Below are 24302 nucleotides of genomic sequence, written 5' to 3' on the forward strand. Positions count from 1 at the left end.
CGCAGAACCTGGAGAGCGGTGGCAGGTGCCGGATAGCTTCCGCCCGGGACACAACGAGCCGCACCAGGAGTTCTCTTGCTGAAGATACCGGGCCCCGGACGACAGGACCGTTCGCCTCGCACCCGCGGGGGCCGACTGTGACCGGCCACACCTGGACCCTGCTGATCATCCTGGCGGCCGCGATCGCCGTGCTGATCCTGCTGATCAACTCACGGCTGCGGTTCCACCCCTTCGTGGCGCTGATGACCGTGTCGATCGGTGTCGCGCTGGCGGCGGGCCAGCCCGTCGAAAAGATCGCCGAGTCACTGGAGTCGGGGGCCGGCGGCATCCTCGGCGATGTGGGCGTGACCCTGGCCTTCGGCGCCATGCTGGGCAGGCTGCTGTCGGGGTCGGGTGCCACGGACAAGATCGCCCGCCTGATCGTGGACCGGTCCGGTGAACGCTCCCTGCCCTGGTACATGGCAGGCGCCGCCTTCATCATCGGCATCCCGATGTTCTTCGAGATCGGGCTGATCGTGCTGCTTCCGCTTATCTTCAGCGTGGCCCGGCGCCTCCAGGACACCCACAAGGTCAAGGGCTCGCCCTACGTCTACCTGGCCACCCCCGCGATCGCCGCGCTGTCGACGCTCCACGGCATGGTGGCCCCGCACCCCGGCCCGCTGGTCGCGGTGGAGGGACTGCACGCCAACCTGGGCCCCACGATCGTGGTGGGCCTGATCTGCGCGATCCCGACGATCATCATCGCCGGACCCGTGTACGGCCGGTGGATCGCACCGCGGCTGGACGTACACCCCGACCCGGAACTGGTCGCGAAGTTCACCGGTGCCGTGGCCGGGACCGGCAGCGGCACGGGGACCGGGAGCGCGGACGGCGCCACGGGTGCGGGGAGCGGGCGCGCGGACGACGGAGCAGGGACCCCTGCCGACGGGTCCGCGGCCCCCGTCAACAAGGTCCGTACCGGATGGGCATTGGCCGCTGTGCTCGTCCCGGTGGTGCTGATGCTGCTGCGCACCCTCGCGGAGCTGATGTACGAGGAGTCCAGCCCGGTACGGCATGTCCTGACCTTCACCGGTGAGCCGGTGATCGCCATGCTCGCGGGCTTCCTCTTCGCGCTGTTCGCACTCGGATACCGCAGCGGCATGACGCCCGACGCGATCCGCTCGTCGCTGGCGGACAGCCTCAAGGCGGTGGCGAGCATCCTGCTGATCATCGCGGGCGGCGGAGCGTTCAATCAGGTCCTGGAGGACTCGGGCATCGGCAAGGCCGTCGAGTCCGCGGCTTCGGGGATGCACATCAACGTCCTTGTCCTGGGCTGGCTGCTCGCCCTCCTCCTGTCGTTCTCGACCGGCTCGGCCACCGTGGGGATCGTCGCGGCGACGGGCATCCTGGCCCCCCTGACGGCCTCGGGCAACAGCCTGCACACCGCGCTGCTCGTGGTCGCGATCGGCGCGGGCTCGATCGGCCTGAACTACGTGAACCACGCGGGATTCTGGCTGGTCAAGGAGTCCTTCGGCATGACACTCGGCCAGGCCACGAAATCCCATACGGCGATCCAGACGATCGTGAGCGTCTGCGGCCTGCTGATGGCGCTGCTGATCTCGGTCGTGGTCTGACCAACTGCCGTACGGGGCGGGGCGCCCCGCACGGTACACACCGGCCGAGCCCGGTGGGCGGAAAAACTGTTGGCCGTCGCCTGCCGGGCCGGGATACTCCGTATGTTCCGTATGTCCGGACACGGGGGAGCAGTACATGGCCGTCTTCGCGTGCACGGGGTGCGGTGCTGTGCTGACCGCCCCTGTGTCACGGGTCGCGCTCCCCGTACACGCTCACCACCGCCACGGGCACACGCTGCTTCCCCCTCTGATGGAACCGGGAACGTACGCCGTCGACCAGGAACCCTCCGGTCCGCCGTGGCTGCCCTGGAGCGAGGCCCGGACGGACGAAGCGGAAACCCGTGGCTTCTTCGCACCGGTGGACGTCCTCCCCATGGGGCCGCCGGGAGAGGTCGTCGTCGCACCGGGCGACTCCCGCGGCACCGTCCTCATCCCTGAGCGATGTGACGGCTGCTGCATGGGCCTTGACGGCCGGGACGGCCCCAATCTGGCGTGCGCGCAATGCGGGCAGGAGGTGGCGACCCGCATCGACGATTGCTCCCTCTGGCAGGCTGTGCGGTTTGTTCCGCACGCCGTACACCGCCACTCCGCGGCCGTCCCCGTGCCGTGTGCAACAGGGTGGGCGACCCCGCCGGGCCAGAGCCGGGGCGCGCCACCCGTCGGGCCCTCCGGGGCGTGGAGCCCCCTGTGGGAGGCCGCGGCCGGGGCGGCGCTGGCCCACTTGCTGGTGGTCTCGGCGGGCATGTCCGTCGAGGTCCCCGGCGGTCTGGCCGCGCACATATTCGGACGCTCACTGGACGCGCTGCTCCCGAAGGGGCCACCGGTGAAGCGTGCGGCCCTGGCCGGGCCGGGTCTGCCTGCTCCGGACTCCACCCCGGACATCGCCCTGGTGCCGCGGCACCCGCAGACAGGGGAGGCGTGGCGGCCCCCCGGTACCTCGGACACGGTGCCGGTGGAGGCGGGCGTATGGACACGTCTGGCCTTTCCCCGTGAGGGGTTGCCCGTCCCCGCAGCAGGCGGAATGCCCGACGGCGTGTTCCGTGACGACCCGCTGCCGCCGCACCCGTGGGAGCTCTTCCGGCCGGACCCGGAGGTGCTCCTCCACACGCTGGCAAGGCTGCCCGCGGTTCGTCAGCCGTGGCTGCGCGAGATTTACGACCGCGTCAGGGGAAACCCGTACGGCCATCCGTTCCAGTAGGTCCTGTGCGGGGGTCCTGATCCGTTGCTTCCGGCCTCCTGACTGTCGCCAAAATGCTTGCAGAACCATGCAATCAACCCGAGTTCTCCGGACGGCTGCGTTGATGGGCCGCAGGTCGTGGTGCATCCGGTGGAGCCCGGACCGGCTCTCCCTTCGGTGACGGTCCGCTGGGACGGTCCCCTGGCTGACGCCCGTACGGGTCCTCTGTGGTCACGCTGCTGGGAGCCGGCCCCGGGCGGAAGCCGCCCGGTCAGCCGTACATCCCCACGCGGTAGAGCGCAGCGAGCGCCTCGTCGATGGGATGAGGCTGCGGCCTGCCCAGCGAGTCGAGTCTGTTCCACCTCTGCAGGTTCACCGCGACGGACATCTGCCGTCGGCCGTCGGCACGGGTCATGGCCAGCGCGCCGGCTCCCCAGACCGTGCCGCCGTGGCCCCAGAAGGTGCCCTGGCCGGGGGCCTCCATCGGATGCAGGCCGAGGCCGTAGTCGATCGTCCTGCCCTCCTGGGAGACGACCGGGACGGTGCGCTGCATCTGCGTCAGTGAGGACGGGCCGACGATCTCGCCGGCGAGCAGCATGCCGAAGAAGCGGTTGAGGTCGGAGACGGTCGAAATCAGTGAGGCGGCCGGGCCCACCCACGACATGTCGTAGACGCTGTAGTCGCGCGGCGGGTCGATCATGCCGAACCACGCCTCGTAGATCCGCGAGTGCGGCCCTTCGACGTACGGGCCGGAGGGGAATTCGGTGTCCTGGAGGCCGGCACGCTCGATGACGTTCCGGGCGATGTACCGCTCTGCGGTGGTGCCGGTCACTTCCTCCAGGAGCTCGCCGAGGAGCAGGTAGTTGGTGTTGGAGTACACCCCTGGTGTGCCGCCCGGGGCGCCGACGGCTGGTGCGGTGACCCCCATCCCGATCAGTTCCGCGCGGTCGAACCGGGTGAGCCGGTTGTCGTCGAAACTCTGGGGCCCGGTGTCCGCGAGGACGGGAAACGCCTTCAGGGACGGATAGGCGTACGGGAGGTACTCGGCGAGGCCGCTGGTGTGGTTGACCAGCATCCGGACCGTGATCGCCTCACCGCGTTCTCCGGGAACCAGTCGCGGAAGGTACCGGCCGATCGGCGCGTCAAGACGGATGTGACCGCTCTCGACCTGCTGCATGACCGCGGCGGCGGTGAAGGTCTTGGTGATGCTGCCGACCCGGTGCCGCATACCGGCGTCGACGGGGCGGCCGGTGGCGGTATCGGCGACCCCGGCGGCGCCGCGCCAGACCTGGTCGCCGTCACGCACCTCGGCGAACAGGCCCGGTATCCCGGCTCGGCGGACGTTCTCGATGGCGGCGTTCAGTTTCGCGGGATCCAGTGGGTTCCTCACGACATGAGTCCTTTCGTATTCCCCGGGGGGTGCGCTCCACGTCGGCTGACCGACCCGGGTTACCGGGCACGAGTGGCACGCCGGACCGCCTGCTGAAGGGATGCTCGGCACGCCCATGCCTCCATTATGCACGCAGTGCGTGCAACACCAAGTGCATAAGTTAGGCTGAGTCCGGAAGAGTGCGGAAGAGAGGTGCGGGATGACAGGGCGAAGGCGCTGGTCGACCGAGGAGATCCTGGACGCGGCTGCGGAGCTGCTGCGCACGGGCGACGCCGAGTCGTTCAGCGTGCGCAAGCTGGCCGCGGTACTCGGGACGGATTCCTCCAGCCTCTACCGGCACTTCCGCAGCAAGACCGAGCTGTTGCGCGCGGTCGCCGACCGGATCCTCCTGGCCGCCATGGAGGGGCACCGTCCGGAGGGTGACTGGAAGCAGCGCATCATGGCCCTGGCCCTGCGCGTGAGAGAGGCCTTCGGCCGGCAGCCCCAGCTCGCCGCTGTCTGGGGGCGCTATGCGTCGAGCGGTACGGGTTCCCGGCTGGTCATGGAAGAGGCGCTGCAGGCTCTGCGCGCGTCGGGGCTGCCCGACGAGGAGATCCCGGCGCGCTACCACCGGATCGCGGTCCTCATCGCTGCCTTGATCGCCTCCGAGGCCGGGGTCAGCACCGTCACCCCCGAGGAGCACGAACAGGGCATGGAGCTGTTCCGTGTCGCGGTGCTCGGCGCCGACCCCGAACGTTTCCCGGCCCTGGCCCACTTCGCCCGCGACGTCCGCCCTCTGGGGGCGGACCGCCGCGCAGCGTTCGAGGAGATCCTCGCCGCGCAGATCGCCGACATCGAGTCCGCGGTCTGATCGAGGCGGCGCGGTGGCGGGCAGCGTCCGCCCGTGCGAAGCGCTGTCCTCGCTGCCGAGCCCGAGCCCGAGCCCGAGCCCGAGCCCGAGCCTGAAGCCCGATCCTGAGCCCGAGCCCGATTCCGTTCCCGAGCCCGAGCCCGAGCCCGATTCCGTTCCCGAGCCTGAAGCCCGATCCTGAGCCCGAGCCGATCGCGACGGGCTGATGGCCCGCACGGCAAACCAGCGAGGGCTGCCGCCCCGACCGGGGTGGCAGCCCTCGCTGATGTCTCGCGGACGTCACGTCAGGGGAGTGGCCGAGCGGTGCACGCGCGGTGCACCTGGCCCTCGCGGGCAGCCTGGCCGGCCCCTTCGGCGGACGTGTTTAGAGGTCGAAGTACAGCTCGAACTCGTGCGGGTGCGGGCGCAGCTGGATCGGGGCGATCTCCTGCGTGCGCTTGTAGTCGACCCACGTCTCGATCAGGTCGGACGTGAAGACTCCGCCGGCCTGGAGGTACTCGTTGTCGGCCTCCAGCGCGTCGAGGACCGCCGGGAGCGAGGTCGGGACCTGGGCGACGCCCGCGTGCTCCTCGGGAGCCAGCTCGTAGAGGTCCTTGTCGATCGGCTCCGCCGGCTCGATCTTGTTCTTGACGCCGTCCAGGCCGGCCATCAGCAGCGCCGAGAAGGCCAGGTACGGGTTGGACGACGGGTCCGGCGCACGGAACTCGACGCGCTTGGCCTTCGGGTTCGAGCCGGTGATCGGGATACGCATCGCAGCCGAGCGGTTGCGCTGCGAGTACACCAGGTTGACCGGGGCCTCGAAGCCGGGGACCAGGCGGTGGTAGGAGTTCACCGTCGGGTTGGTGAAGGCCAGCAGCGACGGGGCGTGCTTCAGGATGCCGCCGATGTAGTAGCGGGCCATGTCCGAGAGGCCCGCGTAGCCCTGCTCGTCGTAGAAGAGCGGCGAGCCGCCGCTCCACAGCGACTGGTGGACGTGCATGCCCGAGCCGTTGTCGCCGAAGATCGGCTTCGGCATGAAGGTCGCGGTCTTGTTGTTGCGCCACGCGACGTTCTTCACGATGTACTTGAAGAGCATCAGGTCGTCGGCCGCGGCGAGCAGCGTGTTGAACTTGTAGTTGATCTCGGCCTGGCCCGCGGTGCCGACCTCGTGGTGCTGGCGCTCGACCTGGAGGCCGTTCTTGTCCAGCTCCAGGGAGATCTCGGCACGCAGGTCGGCGAAGTGGTCGACCGGCGGGGCCGGGAAGTAACCGCCCTTGTAGCGGACCTTGTAGCCGCGGTTGTTCACCTCCGAGCCGGTGTTCCAGGCTCCGGCCTCGGAGTCGATGTGGTAGAAGCTCTGGTTCGCCGACGTCTCGAAGCGGACGCTGTCGAACACGTAGAACTCGGCCTCAGGACCGAAGTACGCGGTGTCCGCGATTCCGGTGGAGGCAAGGTACGCCTCGGCCTTCTTCGCCACGTTCCGCGGGTCACGGCTGTACTGCTCGCCGGTGATCGGGTCGTGGATGAAGAAGTTGATGTTGACGGTCTTGTCGCGGCGGAAGGGGTCGACCCGGGCGGTCGACAGGTCCGCGCGCAGCGCCATGTCGGACTCGTGGATGGCCTGGAAGCCGCGGATCGACGAGCCGTCGAACGCAAGCTCCTCGGACGGGTCGAAGACCGCCGCCGGGATGGTGAAGTGCTGCATCACACCGGGCAGGTCACAGAACCGGACATCGATGAACTTGACGTCTTCGTCGGTGATGAACTTCTTCACGTCGTCGGCGTTCTGGAACATCCAACTCCTCCTACTCCCGACCCGGGAGGGGCGGGGTTGTGGCTCGTTGTGGCGCCAGGGCGGTGGCACACGCTGGACCTGACCATAGGGACACCGGATTTCTCAAGCATGACCCATTTGTTTCGCTGAAGTTAACCGGGCCGGGTGCGATACGGCCGCCACGACCCCCGACCGTACTGATCCAAAACGGGCCGCAGTACCGTGGACGCGTGGACAACAGGCAAGCAGTCGGATCGTGGCTCTCCGGGCCTGGCGAGGCCGCGAAAGAGATGGGTGCCGACTTCGGCTACCGGGGCAAGCGGCTCGGGCTGCCGGAGGAGGGGCCGGGCGCGATCGCACCGCTGGGCCGCCGTTTCGGGGCCGTTTTCATCGACTGGGCACTCTGCATGCTTATCGCATACGGGCTCATTTCGCGCGGCGGGCAGCAGTCGGCGGGCAACTGGGCCCTGCTCGTCTTCTTCGTGCTGAGCCTGCTCACCGTATCGACGGTCGGATTCACCCCGGGCAAGCGGCTGCTCGGCCTGCGGGTCGTCGCGGAGGGCGGCGGACGCCTGGGCGCGGGCCGGGTCTTCGTACGCAGTCTGCTGCTCTGCGTGGCCATCCCGGCGCTGATCTGGGACCGGGACGGCCGTGGCCTCCACGACCGGCTGGCCCGCGCGGTCCAGGTGCGGATCTGAGGGACCGGCCCCCCGGCATCCCTGCCGCGGCGCCGACAGACGAGGCGGCCCGGACCTGGTGGTCCGGGCCGCCTTCCGCGTGTGTGGCGAGGGTCAGCGCATCTTTCCGCCGCGCGGGGCGCGCGCGCTCTTCGGCATGGGGCCCTTGGGGAGCGGCATGTTCGACATCAGGTCGCCCATCGCCCGCAGCCGGTCGTTGGCCGCCGTGACCTGGGCGCCGGTCAGGACACGCGGGAGCTTCAGCAGGGTGGTGCGCACCTTCTTCAGCGGCACCTGGCCCTCGCCGTCGCCCACGATGATGTCGTGCACCGGCACGTCCACCACGATGCGCGCCATCTTCCGCTTCTCGGCGGCCAGCAGGGACTTCACCCGGTTCGGGTTGCCCTCGGCCACCAGGACCACGCCGGCCTTGCCGACCGCGCGGTGCACGACGTCCTGGCTGCGGTTCATCGCGATGGCCGGGGTCGTGGTCCAGCCGCGGCCCACGTTTTCGAGCACCGCCGCCGCAGCGCCGGGCTTGCCCTCCATCTGCCCGAAGGCCGCTCGCTCGGCGCGGCGTCCGAAGACGATCGCCATCGCGAGGAAGGCCAGCAGGAAACCCAGGATGCCCAGGTAGATGGGGTGACCGATCAGGAAGCCGACGCCGAGAATGACGCCGAAGACGACGATTCCCAGACCACCGACGACAAGACCGACCTTGGGATCGGCCTTGCGGGTCATCTTGTAGGTCAGGGCGATCTGCTTGAGCCGCCCGGTGTTCTCAGAGTCTGCGTTTGCCTTCCTCGCCATGGCCAGAAGTTTACGCGGACTAAGAAGTGCGGGCGGCCACGGCCTCCAGTACATGCTGTGCGTCGACCCGGTCCTTGGCCCGGCGGCGGTCCTCCAGGACCGATGTCCAGGCGTTCCTGCGGGCGATGCGCTGACCGTTGCTCAGCAGCAGGGACTCGACCGCACGGAGTGCTCCGGCGACGGTCGGGATGGCGGTGGCGCGTACGGACTGGGTCGCGGCCTGCATGATGGGGCCCCTCGGGACGGCAGCGGATACACGGCGGATACAGCGGATACAGCAGATAAAGCGGTACACGCGTGGTGCGGCGCGGTACGGGGAGCCGTACCGCGGCGTGCGCGGGGCCGGCGGGGGGAAGCGGTGCTCCCCGGACCGGACACCGGACCGTCCGCCGGGCCGGGAGGCGGTCCGGAGCGGGCGGTGCGTAATTCCAGAGTCACTGATTGTTGTTACCAAGGCATGTCCGGGCGGTCAAACGCCCGTGAAGGCCCGGTGCCCTCCGTGGAACGGCCGACGCGGCTCGTACCCGCCCCCGACCTGCGAGGACCGTACGAGCCGCGTCTCACGGCCATTACCGCACAGTAGTTGCTTGTGCGCAGTTTCACACAGCGGCGGCGCCGCGCCGGTCCATCGCCTGGCGGAAGAGACGGCCCGCGCGGTACGAGGACCGGACCAGCGGACCCGACATGACGCCGGAGTAGCCGATCTCCTCGGCCTCCTGCTGGAGCTCGACGAATTCAGCCGGCTTCACCCACCGCTCGACCGGGTGGTGGCGCGGGGACGGGCGCAGGTACTGCGTGATGGTGATGAGCTCGCAGCCCGCGTCGTACAGGTCCTGGAGCGCCTGGCTGATCTCCTCGCGCTCCTCGCCCATGCCCAGGATGAGGTTCGACTTGGTGACCAGGCCGGCCTCACGGGCCTTCGTGATGACTTCCAGGGACCGCTCGTAGCGGAAGCCGGGGCGGATCCGCTTGAAGATGCGCGGCACCGTCTCCACGTTGTGCGCGAGGACCTCGGGGCGGGACGAGAAGACCTCGGCCAGCTGCTCGGGGACCGCGTTGAAGTCGGGGATGAGCAGCTCGACCTTGGTGCGGCCCTCGGCCCGCTCGGCCGTCATCGCGTGGATCTGCCGCACGGTCTCCGCGTACAGCCAGGCGCCGCCGTCCTCCAGGTCGTCGCGGGCGACGCCGGTGATGGTCGCGTAGTTCAGGTCCATCGTGACGACGGACTCACCCACCCGGCGCGGCTCGTCCAGGTCCAGGGCGGCCGGCTTGCCGGTGTCGATCTGGCAGAAGTCGCAGCGCCGTGTGCACTGGTCGCCGCCGATGAGGAAGGTGGCCTCGCGGTCCTCCCAGCATTCGTAGATGTTGGGACAGCCCGCCTCCTGGCAGACCGTGTGCAGCCCCTCGGATTTCACCAGGGCCTGCATCTTGGTGTACTCGGGGCCCATCTTCGCGCGGGTCTTGATCCACTCGGGCTTGCGCTCGATGGGGGTCTGGCTGTTCCGGACCTCCAGACGCAACATCTTGCGCCCGTCGGGTGCGACAGCGGACACGTCCGGCTCCCTACAGCTTCGATTCTTCGGCGAACACCAGGGTACGCCCGTCATATGTATGGCTTGTCTTCCGGCCAACCCGTGGCCGCTGAGGCGCATTCCCCCGAACGGCCGGGGCCGCTCCTGTTCCGGCCGGGGACGGGCCGCCCGGAACGAGCCGCCGACGCGGGCCGGTCGCCGCCGGCCGGGTTACGCGATGGCACCCTCGACCGTACGCGGCGCGGTCGCCGCGTTCTCCAGGACGTCCCGCAGATGTTTCTCCACGACGGGGAGAGCCTCGGCGATCGTGACCTCGCGGCCCAGCTCGTACGAGAGCGATGTCACTCCCGCGTCCCGGATGCCGCACGGCACGATCCGGTCGAACCAGGTGGTGTCCGGATTGCAGTTCAGCGCGAACCCGTGCATGGTCACGCCCTTCGCGACCCGGATGCCCATGGCGGCGATCTTCCGGTCCTCGCGGCGCTGCCCGGCGTTGGACGGGGCGTACTCCGGACCGTTCATCCGGGGGTCGAACTCCTCGTCCTGCAGACGTGGGTCCAGGTCCAGCGAGAGGCCGCCGATCGACGGGCGCTGCTCGACGGGGTCACCCAGCACCCACACGCCCGCGCGGCCCTCGACCCGGCTGGTCTCGACGCCGAACTCGGCGCAGGCCCGGATCAGTGCCTCCTCCAGGCGCCGCAGATGCGCGATGACGTCCACCGGGCGCGGCAGCTTCTGGATCGGGTAGCCGATCAGCTGGCCGTAACCGTGCCAGGTGATCTTGCCGCCGCGGTCCACGTCCACCACCGGCGTCCCGTCGAGAGGGCGCTCGTTGTCCGCCGTGCGCCGCCCCGCCGTGTACACGGGCGGATGCTCCAGGAGCAGCACGGTGTCCGGTGTCTCGTCGGCGAACCGGGCCGCGTGCACCTCGCGCTGCTTCTGCCAGGCCTCCCGGTACTCGACGGCTTCCTCGCCGAACCCCAGACGCACAAACCGCAGCTCACTCACGGCAGCTCCTCATCGCATACGGACAGCGCGCCCCGGAGGGCGCCACTCAGCAACTGTACGACCGCCTCGAACGGCACCTCTGAGCGGGCAGAAACGACACCTCCTCACACGATCGGATGAATCCGGGGCGAAGGTGGCGGAACGAGCGGTGATGCCCGCTAAATTCGCGCCGTTCCATGAGGGCTGCTCCCGGCCCGGAAGGCAGGAGACCGCACAGCTGATGACGGAACGAACCCCGCAGCGCCCGTCCAACCGCCAGCTCGCCGCACTCATCGGAGAGGCAGGGTTCTCCAACGCGGGGCTGGCCAGGAGAGTCGACCAGCTCGGCCTGGAGCACGGTCTCGACCTGCGGTACGACAAGACGTCGGTGACCCGCTGGCTCCGTGGTCAGCAGCCGCGCGGCACCACGCCCGCCCTGATCGCCGAGGTCTTCACCAGGCGTCTGGGGCGCAGGCTCTCCGCCCAGGATCTGGGGCTCGACGCGTGCGCGCCGGTCTACGCGGGGCTGGAATTCGCCGGTACGCCGGAGGAAGCCGTAGACATCGTCGCCGGTCTCTGGCGCAAGGACTCCGGCAGCCATGCCGAACTGCGCAAGATCGCCTTCACCCCGGCCGGGCTCGTCGTGCCCAGCCGGGACTGGCTGATCGGCCGCCCGGACGACTGGGGCACCCCCGGTTCGGCCGGTGGAGTGAGGCCGGGGCAGAGCGGTCGCGGTGACCCGAAGAACTCCGGCTCCCGGAGCCCCTCGGCCCGCGGGAGCGTGCCGCGCCAGCGGCAGACCGACCGGGCACCCGGGCAGCGGGTCGGCGCCGGGGACATCGCGGCCCTGCGGTCGGTGGGGGACCTGTTCCGCACGCTCGACCACGCCTACGGCGGGGGCCACGCCCGGCAGGCCCTGGTGCGGTACCTGGAGCACGAGGCGGAGCCCATGCTCCGCGGGACGTACGGCGAGGCGACCGGCCGGCGGCTCTTCGCGGCCGCCGCGGATCTGACCCGGCTCGCCGGCTGGACCTCGTACGACATCGCGGCCCACGGCCTCGCCCAGCGCTACTTCGTCCAGGCCCTTCGGCTCTCGCAGGCGGCCGGGGACCGGGCGTACGGCTCGTACGTGCTCGTCACGATGAGCAGGCAGGCCGTCTACCTCGGCCACGGGCGGGAGGCCGTCCAGCTGGCGCGCGTGGCCCAGCAGGGCATCGGGACCTCGGCGCCGCCGGTCGTCCAGGCACTTCTGCACGCCGTGGAGGCGCGCGGACACGGGGTGCTGGGCGAGGTACGGGCCTGCACCGCCTCTCTCGTACGGGCCGAGCGCGCCATGGCGGGGGTGCGCCCCGGCGACGAAGTGCCGCACTGGGCACGGTTCTTCGACGAGGCGCAGCTGGCGGACGAATTCGGCCACTGCCACCGCGACCTCCAGCAGTACCGGCCCGCAGCGCAGTACGCGGAACGCTCGCTCCAGCTGCGCGCCCCCGCGTTCGCGCGCTCCCGCCTGTTCTGCCGGGTGGTGCTCGCCACCGCCCGGCTCGGCCTCGGCGAGCTGGACCAGGCGTGTGCGCTGGGGGCCGAGTCGGCGCAGCAGGCGGGGGAGATGCGGTCGGTACGGGCCGTGGAGTACGTGCGGGAGTTCGAGCGGCGGCTGGAGCCCTACCGGGACGCGGCGGCGGTACGGGGCTACCGGGACCGGGTCGCGGCGATGGCCGAGGCATGACGGGGCGCCGGGACGCGACGGCGGCCGGTGCACCGGCCGCTCCCTACTCGCGGAGGCACGGGCCGGCCGGGCCGGATCCGCGGTCGCCGCTGCTGAGGGCGTCCGCCCGGCGCATGGCACGGCCCGCGTACCGCCGGGACCGCGTCCGCGCCGGGTGCCTGTGCCCGTGCGCCGGAGGAACCGGTGCGGGGCCGGGCGGGCCCGGTGCGGTACGCGCCCGGCCTGGGCGCCGTGAGGCGGGCCGGCGTCACGCGGCGAGCGGGAACCCGTCCGCCGCGACGTCCGGTTTGATGCCGAAGTCCCGCATCACCGCCTGGGCGGCGCGGCGGCCGGAGGCGAGGGCGCCCTGTGCGGTGCCCGTGTCGCGGTGGTCCCCGCACACGTACAGCCCTGCCAGCAGCCGCACCGGGCGCCGCGCGTCGTGGGGCGCGGGCATCGCGGGGACCGCGTCGGGGGAGTGGTGGACGGCGAGGAGCTCCCAGCCGTCCGCCGGTGTGCCGTGGAGCGCGGACAGCTGGGCGCGCGCCGCACGGTCCAGGCCGGGCCAGGGTGCGTCGAGCACCGTCGACGAGATCAGCGCACGGCCGTCCGGGGCGCGTGAGGGGTCGACCTCGCTCATGACCGCGGTGTGCGAGACAGGGCCCGACCGGTCGGCGTCCAGGACCAGGGCCGTGCCGGTGGACGGCGGCGCGGGGGCGGCGTGGTGAAGGACCGTCACCGGGTGGAAGTCCGGCAGCCGCAGACCGGGCAGCAGCCGGGTGGCCGAGCGGGCGTCGGTCGCGACGATGAGCGCACGGCAGCCCAGTGTGCCCAGCTCGGCCGTGGTGACCGAGTCGATGGACGCGGCGGTGACGCGCACCCCGGTGGACACCGTGCCCGGCGGCAGGGTGGCCGCCAGCCGCGCCGGCAGGACGGACGCGCCGCCCGCCGGCACACACAGCCGTCCGCGGGCGAACCCGCGCAGGGCGAGATCCGCGCAGCGGCTCGACGTGGTCAGCCCGGGGTCGCAGAGCAGCGCGGACAGCAGGGGTTTGAGGAATCCGTCGGCGGTACGCGGCGGCAGGCCGCTCGAACGCAGCGCGTCCAGCGCGGTCTGCTCGGGGCGGGCCAGCAACCGCTCCACCGGGGTGGCCGCGAGACGGGCCAGCGCTCCACCCAGCCTGGCCCGGTCCAGCGCACCGCTCACGAGCGCACCACCGGCGAGCGGGCCGCTCAGGGGGGCGCGCGAGGCGCTTCGCAGGGCGCGCGCAGCACCGAGTGCGCCCCGCGTGCCCCGGACTTCGCCCGTCCGGTGCAGACGTCCCCCGCTGTGCACGAGAACGCCCGGTGAGAAGAGCCTGAGGTCCGTCTCGCCCAGGCACGGAGCGCGGAGCAGCTCCGGGTACGAGGTGTTGAGGAGCCCTGGGGAGCGGTCCAGGCGGAAACCGCCGGTCAGCTCGGTCGACATACGGCCGCCCGGCACGGGGGCGGCCTCCAGGACACTGACGGACACACCGGCACTGGTCAGCCGGTGAGCGGCTGACAGGCCGGCGAGCCCGGCTCCGACGATGATGACGTCGGCATGGTGTGCGGTACTGAGCACGAGCCCCTCCCCGAGGTCGGCGCGGCCGCGGTGTTCCGTGGAGGCTGATTCCCCCAACGGGCCGCGGAAATGCCCTGATCCGGGTCGAGACTATGGAGCGGGCCGGTGCGGGGCAGGCGCGCGGCGCGGGGGCACGGATGCGCGGGGTCGCACAGGGCCCGCGCGCCCATGCCCCGGGCACCCGTCCCCGGCCACCGGAGGGGCTGCGGCCGGCTCCCGGGCGCTACCGGGCAGCCCCGATGGCCTCGTCGATCCCCGGGAACGCGAAGGTGAAGCCCGACTCCAGCAGCTTCGCGGGCAGTACGCGCTGGCTCCCCAGAACGTCTCCCGCAAACTCGCCCAGCGCGATCCGCAGCGCGGGCGCCGGGGCCGTGAACAGGGTGGGGCGGTGCAGCACCCGGCCCATGGCCGCGGTCACCTCGCGGTTGGTGACCGGCCGTGGTCCCGTCAGGTTCACCGGACCCGACAGTGTCTCCGTGTCCAGGATGTGGCGCAGCGCCGCGACATGGTCGTGCAGCGCGATGAAACTCCAATACTGGCTGCCGTCGCCCATCCGGCCGCCGAGCCCCGCCCTGAACAGCGGGAAGAGCCTGCCCCAGGCCCCGCCCTCCTTGGCCACCACCAGCCCCGTCCGGGCGAACGCCGTGCGGACGCCCGCTTCTTCGGCCGCGCGGGCCGACTCCTCCCACTCGACGCAGAGCGAGGCGAGGAAGCCCTCACCGGGGGGCGCGCTCTCGTCCACCGCGCGGTCGCCCGTGTCCCCGTAGTAGCCGAGCGCACTCCCGGCCAGGAACACCCGCGGTGGGGCGTCCAGCGAGGCGACGGCCTCCGCGAGGGTGGCGGTGCCCAGGACCCGGCTGTCCCGCAGCTCCTTCTTGTACGCGTCCGTCCAGCGGTGGTCGCCGACCCCCGCCCCCGCCAGGTTGACCACCGCGTCGCACCCGGCCAGGCCCGCCGTGTCCACAAACTCGCGGGCCGGGTCCCACTCCACCTCGTCCGCGTCCCGGGCGGTGCGGCGGACCAGCCGCACCACCTCGTGTCCGTCGGTGCGCAGGGAGCGGCCCAGCGCCGTACCGATCAGTCCTGATGCTCCGGCAATCGCGATACGCATGGACCCATCCTCACGCACCCCGGCGAAAACGTGCGGCGCCCTCGCCCGCCGCCGTGGCAGAGTGGCGCGCATGCCCGACCCGAACATACGTGTGGCCGTGTCCGATGACGACGAGGCGCTCGGTGAGCTCGACCGTGCGACCTGGTCCACGCTGCACGAGGTCATGCCGCCGGCCCAGCCGCCGTACCGGCCCTTCTTCGACGAGGAGCACCGTCCCGAGGACCATCTGGTCGCCGAGGTGGCGGGCGAGGTCGTGGGCTACATCCGGCTGGTGCGGCCCACTCCGCTCGTCAGCAACGCCCATGTACGCCAGATCCGGGGCCTGGCAGTCGCCGGAACGGCGCGCGGACAGGGTGTGGGCCGGGCGCTGCTCAGGGGCGCCTGCGCCGAGGCGAGGCGCCAGGGCGCCACCCGGATCACCCTGCGGGTGCTCGGGCACAACACTCCGGCCCGCAGCCTCTACGCCGCCGAGGGGTTCGCGGTGGAGGGAGTACTGCCGGGCGAATTCCATCTGGCGGGCCGGTACGTCGACGACGTACTGATGGGGCGCGGCCTCACCACGTACTGATGGGGCGCGGCCTCACCACGTACTGACGGGGTGCGGCCTCACCACGGGACCGCGTGGGAGCTCAGGAGCCGAACCGCTCCCACAGCCGGGGATACCGCTCGGCGAGCGCCTCGTCGTCGAAGTCGACCGGTGTCCCCTCGGCGTCCGCGGCCTGCGGGGGGATGCCCAGGTCGGGGGTGGGCGCCCCGGTGAGCTGCTCGTACGCCTCGTCCGCCGCGTAGCCCAGCTCCTCGCCGTCCCCGTCGATCTCCTCGTCGAAGTCGTCGAGCAGATCGGCCAGGGCATCCGGGTCCTGGAGCGCCCCCTCGAAGATCTCCCGTCCCTGGCCGATGAGCCAGCAGCGGAAGTAGTCGAAGGAGTCGCTGTCGCTCTCACCGAGCAGCACGACCGCGGCGCCCCACAGGTCCCAGCGGTACGCGCGGTTGTAGCGGGTCTCGAAGTACCGGGCGAACTCCAGCACGGACTCCGGGTCGAGCTGGGCCAGTCGCTCGGTAAGCAGGTCGGCATGGTCCTCGGGGTCGCCGTCGGCGGCCGCGCGGGTGCTGTCGATGGTCTCCCAGAACTCCGTCTCGTCCCTCACGCGTCCAGCATCGTGGTTGACGGGGCGCCGCGCACGCGGAGCGCCGATCAGCGGCCCTCTTGTTACCAGGCGATGTGACCGTCCGATCATTCACTCGTTTGACGGCCGTAGGGATTCCGATCACTCACCCCAAAGGGGTCGTCCCCGTCATGCGAACGCAAGAGCAACCGGAAGGAACGCGGTCCGGCGCCGCCCGAGTGGGCGTGGAACAGGCCGAAGCCGCACTCGTCGAGCATTATCCGCGACTCGTCCGCCTCGCCTACATCACACTGCCGCCGTCACTCGGCCGCCATCGCCGTGTGCTCACCGCCCATGCGGCCGTCCAGCGCGCGCTGCCCGCAGCGGGCCGGGGCGACGGGCCCGCGGAACCGCGCGTACCCGTCCAGCGCGGCGCCCGGGAGAGCCCCGGTTACGTCCTGGTGAGGCGGCGGGTACTGGAGACCGTCCTGGCGTACGGGCGGCGCCCCGGCTGGTGGCCCCGGCGGCTGCCCGCCCCGCGCGCGCTCCGGCCCGTGCTGCCCGCGGTCTTCGGCCTGCGGGTCTTCCCCCGGTCCGGTGGCGCCGACGGACTCGCCCTGGAGCAGGCGCTGTCGGGAACCACGGCGGCCGCCAGGGCCGCGCTCGTACTGCACCGCATCGAGGGCCTGGGCGAAGGGGCCACACGTACGCTGCTGACGGAGGCCGGCGTCACGGACGCGGGGTCCGCGCTGCGCACGGCGCTCCGGCTGGCCCGCACGCCGGGGGAGACGGGCGCCGACGCGCTGCTGTGCTCCGACGAGTTCGACCCGTGTCTGGTGCACACCCGGCCCACCGATCTGATCCGGCGCAGACAGCGGATCAGGTTCGCGCGGTGGGTGGGCGTCGTCGTCACCGTGCTCGCCGTGACGCTGGTCGTGGTGGACCGGGCCGCGCCCCCCGCGCCGTCCGCCGCGACGGGCCCGCTCGACACCGCCGTCGGCGCCCGCGCCGTCGATCCCGCTCTCCTGCTGCGCGCCCCGGCCCAGGAGTGGGCCGACAGCTCACGCGTCGACTTCACCGTCTGGCCCGCGCGCGGCGCCCGCAAGGACGACAAGGCGCTCCTCGGCCGGGCCCTGAAGGTCTGGGCCAGTCCGGCCCGCCGGGTACGGATCGCCGCCACCCACGGCACCGCGACCGTGCCCCCCGCCCAGCCGCCCCGGCTCCTCTACGCGGGCGATGTGGACGGCGCGGCCGTGGTCCTGCTGGCCGACGGGGACCGGGTCGTCCGGTACGCCGAGTCCACCGAAGGCAAGGGCGCACCCGCGCTCGACTTCGCCCGCACCGATGACGCGGACATCACCACGGGGGCCGCGGTGGTCATCAGCCGCACCGACGGCAACGCCCGTTTCCTGCTGGCGCCCTGGGTCGCCGAGTCCACCACCCGCGACCTCCTCGCCCCCGACACCGCCGCGCGACCGCTCGACGTGGGCAAGGACGGGGTCACGTCCCCGGTTGCGGGCCCGGCCGTTCCACCGGGCGGCGCCGGATGCGGCTCCTGGCCCGCACTGCAGCTCCGGTCGTCCAGCAAGGTCGCGGAGAAGCACGCGTTCCTCCTCACCGACCTCGGCGACCTCACACCCGTCCACCTCACGTACACCCCGCCGCCGGCCGCCGGGGTGCCGGCGAGGCAGCCGAGGGAGGCGACCGGCGGCCAGGCGCTGGTCAGCTGGGCGCACACGGCCTGCTCGCTCGCCGGTATCCGCAGCAGCGGCGTGCGCTCCGTGAACAACTGGGAGTACGCGCGCCAGCAGCTCCCCGAGAACGGTGGCCGGGCCTCCTGGGTGTGCACGAGGGCGGACACCTGGCAGGGCTCCGGCAGGGTCTCCGTGCAGCTCCAGCTTCCCGCCGGGCCGGCGTCCCGGCCGGGCGCGGTCGTGGCGCAGCAGAAGAACACCGCGCTGTGCAGCCGCTTCGGCCAGAACGTACTGGCGGGCGCCAAGTGGAGGTCCAGGTCGGGGAAGTGGTACCTGCTGGCGGCAGGCAGCCGGGAGGTCCGCGCGATCAGGGCGGCCGGCGGCGTGCGGGCCACGGCCGACGGTACGACGATGGCGGTGCGGGCGGGCAGGAGCGACCGGGCCGTCATGACGGGCCGGCTCGCCGACGGGGACACGCTGAAGGCGCTGGGCTGACAGGCGGCCCGTGATCCCCCGGGAAACCGGACAGAAGCTGTCGGGTATGGGTGGCACGGTGCCCCGTATGGAGACAGAGAAGCCTTTGACGGGACGAGTAGCCCTGGTTGCCGGAGCCACCCGGGGCGCGGGCCGGGCGATAGCCGTGCAGCTGGCGGCGGCGGGAGCCACCGTGTACGCGACGGGTCGCACCACCCGCGAGAAGCGCAGCGAGATGGGGCGCGCCGAGACCATCGAGGAGACGGCCGAGCTGATCGGCGCCGCGGGCGGGACCGGGTTCGCCGTGCCCGCCGACCACTTGGAGGAGGAGCAGGTACGGGCCGTTGCCGAGCGGATCGACCGCGAGCAGGGGCGGCTGGACATCCTGGTCAACAACGTCTGGGGCGGGGACCGGCTCGTCGGGTTCGGCGAGGCGAACAGGATGTGGGAGATCCGTCTTGAGGACGGCCTCCGCATGCTGGAGCTCGGCGTGAAGAGCCACATCGTCACCAGCAGCGTCGCGCTCCCGCTGCTGGTCCGCACCCGTGGCGGTCTGGTGGTCGAAATGACCGACGGGACCGCTGAGTCCAACCGGGACTACCGGGAGAACTTCTACTTCGACCTGGCCAAGAACGCGCCGGTCCGGATGGCTTCCAACCTCGCCCACGAGCTGGAATCCGTCGGCGGCACGGCTGTCTGTGTCACCCCCGGCTTCCTGCGCTCGGAGGCGATGCTCGACCACTTCGGTGTGACCGAGCCGACCTGGCGGGACGCCATCGCCGATGAGCCGCACTTCGCGATCGCGGAGTCCCCGGTGTTCGTGGGCCGTGCGGTGGCGGCGGTGGCCGCCGACGCGGACCGGGCACGGTGGAACGGGCAGTCGCTCTCCAGCGGACAACTGGCCGCTGAGTACGGATTCACGGACACCGACGGCAGCCGCCCGGACGCCTGGCGGTACATCTCGGAGGTGGCACTCGGCGGGGCGGACCGGTCGGCGGACGATTACCGGTAGCCGCCGGTAGCCGCCGGTAGCCGCCGGTAGCCGCCGGTAGCCGCCGGTGGAAGCCGGGCGCTGCGGGGCCTGCGGCGGACGGGCGCGCGGCACGGTGATGCGCGCGGGGCTCCCGGCCGCTCACGCGTACAGCCGCGCCGCGGCCGTCAGCGCCTCCGCGAAGCGGGCCCGCAGCTCAGGCGGCTCCAGGACCTCCGCCTCCGGCCCCAGTGCCAGCAGCTGCCCGTAGGCCACGTCCAGCGACTCGACCGGCAGCACGACCGTCACCCGGCCGAGGTCGTCGGGGGCGGAGGCCGCGGTCAGCGCCTCGTTCGCCGCCGAGCGATCCACCACGTACGGCAGGGACTCGGCGCCGGACGGGGAGACCCGGACCACCACTTCGGCCCGGAGCAGCGACCTGGCGAAGCCGGCGGCACGCTGCTGCCAGAAGGCGGGCAGGTCGAACGCCTCGTCCCGCACGAAAGGGCTGTCCTCGTGAGGCGCGAGCGCGGTGAAACGGTCGACGCGGTACACCCGGAAATCGGCCTGGTCGCGCGGAGAGGCCACCGCGGACGAATCCGTGGGGGCGGGCGGAGCGGTCCGCTCCCCGGCCGCGTCCCGCGCACCGTCTTCCGCGCGGGCGCAGACGTACCAGACACCGGCCTTCAGCACGAGGCCGTACGGCTCCAGACCACGCTCCGCCTCCGAGCCGTCCCGGCGGCGGTAGCGGGCCGATATCCGCCGGTCCGACCAGACCGCGTCGGCCACCGCGGGCAGCAGCTCCGGGGTGGCCGGCTCCTGGTACCAGCCGGGTGCGTCCAGGTGGAAGCGCTGGGCCGCGGACGCCGGTGCGTTCCGCAGCGAGGGCAGGAGCGCCGCCGACACCTTCAGACGGGCGGCCGACGCGGCGTCGTCGAGTCCCATCTCCCGCAACGCTCCGGGCAGTCCTGAGAGGAACAGCGCCTCCGCCTCCGTGCGGGCCAGACCGGTCAGCCGGGTGCGGTAACCGCCGATCAGCCGGTACCCACCGGACCGCCCCCGCTCCGCATACACCGGAACGCCTGCCTCCGACAGGGCGAGCGCGTCCCGCGTGACGGTGCGCTCGGACACATCGAGCTCCTGCGCCAGCTCGGTCGCCGTCATCTGCGCCCGGGACTGGAGCAGGAGCACCATCTTGATGAGTCGGGCAGCGCGCATGGAATCAGCATGCACGCCACCACTGACAACGGGCGCGTGACATCGGGCACCCCCGAGTCACGCGCCCGTTGTCGCGTCAGGCCTTCACACCTGGTGTGTCAGGATCACAGGCCGTAGCGCTCGCGTGCGTCCTTGACCGCCGACACGGGGACCTCGCCGCGCTTGGCGAGCGCGGCCAGCGCCGCGACGACGACCGACTGCGCGTCGACACCGAAGTGGCGGCGGGCCGCCTCACGGGTGTCCGAGATGCCGAAGCCGTCCGTGCCGAGCGAGGTCCAGTCCTGCTCGACCCACTGGCTGATCTGGTCCGGGACCTGTCGCATCCAGTCGCTCACCGCGAGCACCGGGCCCGGGGCACCGGCCAGCGCCTGGGTGACGTACGGAGTGCGCTGCTCGCCACGGAGCATCGCCTCGTCGCACTCCAGCGCGTCGCGGCGCAGCTCGCCCCACGAGGTCGCCGACCAGACATCGGCCGTGACACCCCAGTCGGCAGCGAGCAGCTCCTGGGCCTCCAGGGCCCAGTGGATCGCCGTACCGGAGCCGAGCAGCTGTATCCGCGGGCCGCCGGCTGCCGCCGCGCCCTCCTTGAAGCGGTAGAGACCGCGGCGGATGCCCTCCTCGACGCCCTCGGGCATCGCGGGCTGCCGCATCGGCTCGTTGTAGACCGTCAGGTAGTAGAAGACGTTCTCCGCGTCCGGGCCGTACATCCGGCGCAGACCGTCCTTGACGATCACCGCGATCTCGAACGCGAACGCCGGGTCGTAGTTGAGCGACGCCGGGTTGGTGGAGGCGATCAGATGCGAGTGGCCGTCCGCGTGCTGGAGCCCCTCACCGGTCAGCGTGGTGCGTCCCGCGGTGGCGCCGACGATGAAGCCGCGGCCGAGCTGGTCGCCCAGCTGCCACATCTGGTCGGCGGTGCGCTGCCAGCCGAACATCGAGTAGAAGATGTAGAAGGGGACCATCGGCTCGCCGTGCGTCGCGTACGACGTGGCGGCGGCGATGAAGTCGGCCATGGCGCCGGCCTCGGTGATCCCCTCGTTGAGGATCTGGCCGTCGGTGGCTTCCTTGTAGTACATCAGCTGGTCACGGTCGACCGCGTCGTACGTCTGCCCCTTCGGCGAGTAGATACCGGCCGACGGGAACAGCGACTCCATACCGAACGTACGGGCCTCGTCGGGGACGATCGGCACCCAGCGCTTGCCGGTCTGCTTGTCCCGCATCAGGTCCTTCATCAGCCGGACGAAGGCCATCGTGGTGGCCATCTCCTGCTGTCCCGAACCCTTGATGAGCGCCTTGAAAGCGCGCTCCTCGGGCTCCGGGAGCACGACCTGGTGCACCCGGCGGGCCGGGGCGGGGCCGCCGAGCTCGGCACGGCGCTCCTGGAGGTAGCGGACCTCGGGGGAGTCGGCGCCGGGGTGGCCGTAGGGCACCAGACCCTCGTCCAGCTTCGCGTCCGGGATCGGCAGCTCCAGCAGGTCGCGCATGGTGCGGAACTGCTTGCCGTCCAGCTTCTTCATCTGGTGGTTCGCGTTACGGGACTCGAAGCCCTCACCGAGGGTGTAGCCCTTCACGGTCTGCGCGAGGATCACGGTCGGCGCGCCCTTGAACTCCAGGGCCGCCTTGTACGCCGCGTACACCTTGCGGGCCTCGTGGCCGCCGCGCGAGGTGTGGAAGCACTCGGCGATCTTCGCGTCGGTGAGCAGCTTCGCCAGCTCGGTGAGCGCGGGCTCGGCGCCGAAGAAGTGCTGGCGGATGTAGGCCACGTCGCGCGTCGCGTACGTCTGGAACTGCGCGTCCGGCACCTCGCGCAGGCGGCGGATCAGCGCGCCCGTGGTGTCGAGCTGGAACAGCTCGTCCCAGGCGGAGCCCCAGAGCGTCTTGACGACGTTCCAGCCGGCGCCGCGGAACTGGGCCTCCAGCTCCTGCACGACCCGGAAGTTGGCCCGCACCGGACCGTCGAGGCGCTGCAGGTTGCAGTTGATGACGAAGGTCAGGTTGTCGAGACCCTCACGGGCGGCCAGGGTGAGCGCGGTCGTCGACTCGGGCTCGTCCATCTCGCCGTCGCCGAGGAAGGCCCAGACGTGCGAGTTCGAGGTGTCCTTGATGCCGCGGCCGGACAGGTAGCGGTTGAACCGGGCCTGGTAGATCGAGGAGATCGGGCCCAGGCCCATCGAGACCGTGGGGAACTCCCAGAGCCAGGGCAGCCGGCGCGGGTGCGGGTAGGACGGCAGGCCGTCGCCGCCCGCCTCCTGGCGGAAGTTGTCGAGCTGCTGCTCGCTGAGGCGTCCGTCGAGGAAGGCGCGGGCGTAGATGCCGGGCGAGGCGTGACCCTGGATGTAGAGCTGGTCGCCGGAGCCGTCGCCCTCCTTGCCGCGGAAGAAGTGGTTGAAGCCGGTCTCGTACAGCCAGGCGGCCGATGCGAAGGTGGCGATGTGGCCGCCGACGCCGAACCGGGAGCCGCGGGTGACCATCGCGGCCGCGTTCCAGCGGTTCCACGCGGTGATCCGGCTCTCCATCGCCAGGTCGCCGTCGAAGGCGGGCTCGGCGGAAGTCGGAATGGTGTTGACGTAGTCGGTCTCCAGCAGCTTCGGCAGCGCGAGACCGGCGCCGTCGGCCCGCTCCAGCGTGCGGCGCATCAGATATGCGGCACGGTGGGGGCCTGCGGCCTTGGTGACGGCGTCCAGGGATGCCGCCCACTCGGCGGTCTCCTCGGGATCGCGGTCCGGGAGCTGGTCGAGCTCGCTGGGAAGCTTGCCTACGGGGTCGGTCATGGTCGCCGCCTTCCGGACAGAACAGGGGGTGAAGAAAGGCCCGGTCTGGCAGGACAGGGCGACGGGCTGGGTGAAGCCCTCCGGAGACTGTAAATCGCTGATCGATGATCGATCAAAGGGTAAGAGGAAAAATCTTTCCACAACGTAAAAAGTCGGCATGCGGTGTCATCAACAGGGGCACGCGGTGCCGCGAAATGGCCCCCGATCAGGCGCGCGGCGCACATCCGAGCACGTGGTCCTTCACCAGAGGGCCGATCTGCGGGTCCTTCCGCCGGAAGGCTTCGACCAGCGCGTCGTGTTCCTCCGCGTACGACTTCTGCACCGTTCCCAGCCAGCGGATCGACAGCGCGGTGAACACCTCGATCCCCAGCGATTCCCAGGTGTGCATCAGCACGCTGTTCCCGGCCGCCCGCACCAGCTCCCTGTGGAAGGCCACCGTGTGCCTGACCTGCGCCGCGCTGTCACCCGCCCGGTCGGCCAGGTAGAGGGCGGCGACCGATGGCTCCAGCGGGGACACATCGGCGGCCAGCCGGTCCGCGGCCAGTTCGGCGGCGATCTGCTCTAGACCCGCCCGGACGGGATAGCTCTCCTCCAGGTCGGCCGCGGTCAGATTCCGTACACGTACGCCCTTGTTGGGGGCCGACTCGATCAGCCGCAGTGACTCCAGCTCGCGCAGCGCCTCCCGTACGGGCGTCTGGCTGACCTCCAGCTCGACGGCGATCCGCCGCTCGACGATCCGTTCGCCGGGCTGCCACCGCCCGCGGACGATGCCCTCCACGATGTGCTCGCGAATCTGCTCGCGCAGGGAGTGGATGACGGGCGGCGTCATTTAGTGCTCCTTCGGACCGTATTGGTCTGGGC

General features: G+C 71.5%; 20 protein-coding genes. 8 read left to right on the forward strand and 12 right to left on the reverse strand.

What is annotated here, in order from left to right; translation table 11 throughout:
* The first annotated feature begins 137 nt into the window (after window positions 1–137).
* Together OG584_RS26005 and OG584_RS26010 are read left to right on the forward strand one after the other, a co-directional pair.
* Complete coding sequence (locus tag OG584_RS26005) at window positions 138–1613, forward strand: GntP family permease (protein WP_405781343.1); 1476 nt, start codon at window positions 138–140, stop codon at window positions 1611–1613.
* Window positions 1614–1749: 136 nt separating this feature from the next.
* Window positions 1750–2811 (forward strand): hypothetical protein, encoded by a 1062-nt coding sequence (locus OG584_RS26010; RefSeq protein WP_405781344.1) that lies wholly within the window; start codon window positions 1750–1752, stop codon window positions 2809–2811.
* A gap of 250 nt (window positions 2812–3061) precedes the next feature.
* Here the strand turns inward: OG584_RS26010 and OG584_RS26015 are convergent, their stop codons facing one another.
* Window positions 3062–4180: a serine hydrolase domain-containing protein gene (locus tag OG584_RS26015; RefSeq protein WP_405781345.1), complete on the reverse strand. Its 1119-nt coding sequence runs from the start codon at window positions 4178–4180 to the stop codon at window positions 3062–3064.
* Between the two features lie 199 nt (window positions 4181–4379).
* Here OG584_RS26015 and OG584_RS26020 point away from each other — a divergent pair, with 199 nt between their 5' ends.
* Window positions 4380–5030: a TetR/AcrR family transcriptional regulator gene (locus OG584_RS26020; RefSeq protein ID WP_405781346.1), complete on the forward strand. Its 651-nt coding sequence runs from the start codon at window positions 4380–4382 to the stop codon at window positions 5028–5030.
* Between the two features lie 364 nt (window positions 5031–5394).
* On the opposite strand, the gene glnA is transcribed toward OG584_RS26020, so the two are convergent.
* Window positions 5395–6804, reverse strand: coding sequence for a type I glutamate--ammonia ligase (gene glnA, locus OG584_RS26025; RefSeq protein ID WP_405781347.1), 1410 nt, complete (start codon window positions 6802–6804; stop codon window positions 5395–5397).
* A 209-nt stretch (window positions 6805–7013) separates the two neighbouring features.
* Here glnA and OG584_RS26030 point away from each other — a divergent pair, with 209 nt between their 5' ends.
* On the forward strand, window positions 7014–7481 hold the full coding sequence (locus tag OG584_RS26030) for an RDD family protein (protein WP_328317100.1): 468 nt from the start codon (window positions 7014–7016) through the stop codon (window positions 7479–7481).
* Between the two features lie 93 nt (window positions 7482–7574).
* Here the strand turns inward: OG584_RS26030 and OG584_RS26035 are convergent, their stop codons facing one another.
* From OG584_RS26035 to lipB, 4 genes are all read right to left on the reverse strand, one after another.
* Window positions 7575–8270, reverse strand: a complete 696-nt coding sequence (locus OG584_RS26035; RefSeq protein WP_405781349.1) for a DUF4191 domain-containing protein — start codon at window positions 8268–8270, stop codon at window positions 7575–7577.
* A 19-nt stretch (window positions 8271–8289) separates the two neighbouring features.
* Complete coding sequence (locus tag OG584_RS26040) at window positions 8290–8496, reverse strand: hypothetical protein (RefSeq protein WP_405781350.1); 207 nt, start codon at window positions 8494–8496, stop codon at window positions 8290–8292.
* 373 nt (window positions 8497–8869) lie between these two features.
* Complete coding sequence (gene lipA, locus OG584_RS26045; RefSeq protein WP_356825108.1) at window positions 8870–9823, reverse strand: lipoyl synthase; 954 nt, start codon at window positions 9821–9823, stop codon at window positions 8870–8872.
* Window positions 9824–10012: 189 nt separating this feature from the next.
* Window positions 10013–10810 (reverse strand): lipoyl(octanoyl) transferase LipB, encoded by a 798-nt coding sequence (lipB, locus tag OG584_RS26050; protein ID WP_405781352.1) that lies wholly within the window; start codon window positions 10808–10810, stop codon window positions 10013–10015.
* 220 nt (window positions 10811–11030) lie between these two features.
* On the opposite strand from lipB, the gene OG584_RS26055 reads away from it, so the two are divergent.
* Entirely contained in the window at window positions 11031–12515 is a 1485-nt protein-coding gene (locus tag OG584_RS26055) for a regulator (RefSeq protein ID WP_405781354.1), read from the forward strand.
* Between the two features lie 247 nt (window positions 12516–12762).
* Here OG584_RS26055 and OG584_RS26060 read toward each other — a convergent pair whose 3' ends face one another.
* Both OG584_RS26060 and OG584_RS26065 read right to left on the reverse strand, forming a co-directional pair.
* Window positions 12763–14097 (reverse strand): NAD(P)/FAD-dependent oxidoreductase, encoded by a 1335-nt coding sequence (locus OG584_RS26060; RefSeq protein ID WP_405781355.1) that lies wholly within the window; start codon window positions 14095–14097, stop codon window positions 12763–12765.
* A 223-nt stretch (window positions 14098–14320) separates the two neighbouring features.
* The gene (locus OG584_RS26065; RefSeq protein ID WP_405781357.1) at window positions 14321–15208 is read right to left on the reverse strand and encodes a TIGR01777 family oxidoreductase; all 888 of its coding nucleotides are present in this window, start codon (window positions 15206–15208) and stop codon (window positions 14321–14323) included.
* A gap of 70 nt (window positions 15209–15278) precedes the next feature.
* Here OG584_RS26065 and OG584_RS26070 point away from each other — a divergent pair, with 70 nt between their 5' ends.
* On the forward strand, window positions 15279–15776 hold the full coding sequence (locus tag OG584_RS26070; protein ID WP_405781359.1) for a GNAT family N-acetyltransferase: 498 nt from the start codon (window positions 15279–15281) through the stop codon (window positions 15774–15776).
* A gap of 61 nt (window positions 15777–15837) precedes the next feature.
* On the opposite strand, the gene OG584_RS26075 is transcribed toward OG584_RS26070, so the two are convergent.
* Window positions 15838–16356 carry a DUF4240 domain-containing protein gene (locus OG584_RS26075; RefSeq protein WP_405781361.1) on the reverse strand — a complete coding sequence of 173 codons (519 nt, stop codon included), beginning with the start codon at window positions 16354–16356 and terminating at the stop codon, window positions 15838–15840.
* Between the two features lie 149 nt (window positions 16357–16505).
* Here OG584_RS26075 and OG584_RS26080 point away from each other — a divergent pair, with 149 nt between their 5' ends.
* Both OG584_RS26080 and OG584_RS26085 read left to right on the forward strand, forming a co-directional pair.
* Complete coding sequence (locus OG584_RS26080; protein ID WP_405781362.1) at window positions 16506–18503, forward strand: hypothetical protein; 1998 nt, start codon at window positions 16506–16508, stop codon at window positions 18501–18503.
* Between the two features lie 67 nt (window positions 18504–18570).
* Entirely contained in the window at window positions 18571–19494 is a 924-nt protein-coding gene (locus OG584_RS26085; RefSeq protein ID WP_405781364.1) for an SDR family oxidoreductase, read from the forward strand.
* A 120-nt stretch (window positions 19495–19614) separates the two neighbouring features.
* Here the strand turns inward: OG584_RS26085 and OG584_RS26090 are convergent, their stop codons facing one another.
* The 3 genes from OG584_RS26090 to OG584_RS26100 all read right to left on the reverse strand — a co-directional run bounded on the left by OG584_RS26090 (window position 19615) and on the right by OG584_RS26100 (window position 24270).
* Entirely contained in the window at window positions 19615–20670 is a 1056-nt protein-coding gene (locus tag OG584_RS26090; RefSeq protein WP_405781366.1) for a helix-turn-helix transcriptional regulator, read from the reverse strand.
* 104 nt (window positions 20671–20774) lie between these two features.
* On the reverse strand, window positions 20775–23441 hold the full coding sequence (gene aceE, locus OG584_RS26095; RefSeq protein ID WP_405781367.1) for a pyruvate dehydrogenase (acetyl-transferring), homodimeric type: 2667 nt from the start codon (window positions 23439–23441) through the stop codon (window positions 20775–20777).
* A 205-nt stretch (window positions 23442–23646) separates the two neighbouring features.
* Window positions 23647–24270 carry a GntR family transcriptional regulator gene (locus OG584_RS26100; RefSeq protein ID WP_405781368.1) on the reverse strand — a complete coding sequence of 208 codons (624 nt, stop codon included), beginning with the start codon at window positions 24268–24270 and terminating at the stop codon, window positions 23647–23649.
* Between the last annotated feature and the right edge of the window lie 32 nt (window positions 24271–24302).

Source organism: Streptomyces sp. NBC_00859, from assembly GCF_045161865.1.
Taxonomy (GTDB): Bacteria; Actinomycetota; Actinomycetes; order Streptomycetales; family Streptomycetaceae; genus Streptomyces.

Coding starts and splice junctions, on each gene's coding strand:
- OG584_RS26055 (WP_405781354.1), top strand. CDS start 11,031: ATGACGGAACGAACCCCGCAGCGCCCGTCCAACCGCCAGCTCGCCGCA.
- OG584_RS26100 (WP_405781368.1), bottom strand. CDS start 24,270: ATGACGCCGCCCGTCATCCACTCCCTGCGCGAGCAGATTCGCGAGCAC.
- OG584_RS26020 (WP_405781346.1), top strand. CDS start 4,380: ATGACAGGGCGAAGGCGCTGGTCGACCGAGGAGATCCTGGACGCGGCT.
- glnA (WP_405781347.1), bottom strand. CDS start 6,804: ATGTTCCAGAACGCCGACGACGTGAAGAAGTTCATCACCGACGAAGAC.
- OG584_RS26080 (WP_405781362.1), top strand. CDS start 16,506: ATGCGAACGCAAGAGCAACCGGAAGGAACGCGGTCCGGCGCCGCCCGA.
- OG584_RS26010 (WP_405781344.1), top strand. CDS start 1,750: ATGGCCGTCTTCGCGTGCACGGGGTGCGGTGCTGTGCTGACCGCCCCT.
- aceE (WP_405781367.1), bottom strand. CDS start 23,441: ATGACCGACCCCGTAGGCAAGCTTCCCAGCGAGCTCGACCAGCTCCCG.
- OG584_RS26085 (WP_405781364.1), top strand. CDS start 18,571: ATGGAGACAGAGAAGCCTTTGACGGGACGAGTAGCCCTGGTTGCCGGA.
- OG584_RS26090 (WP_405781366.1), bottom strand. CDS start 20,670: ATGCGCGCTGCCCGACTCATCAAGATGGTGCTCCTGCTCCAGTCCCGG.
- OG584_RS26065 (WP_405781357.1), bottom strand. CDS start 15,208: ATGCGTATCGCGATTGCCGGAGCATCAGGACTGATCGGTACGGCGCTG.
- OG584_RS26040 (WP_405781350.1), bottom strand. CDS start 8,496: ATGCAGGCCGCGACCCAGTCCGTACGCGCCACCGCCATCCCGACCGTC.
- OG584_RS26070 (WP_405781359.1), top strand. CDS start 15,279: ATGCCCGACCCGAACATACGTGTGGCCGTGTCCGATGACGACGAGGCG.
- OG584_RS26035 (WP_405781349.1), bottom strand. CDS start 8,270: ATGGCGAGGAAGGCAAACGCAGACTCTGAGAACACCGGGCGGCTCAAG.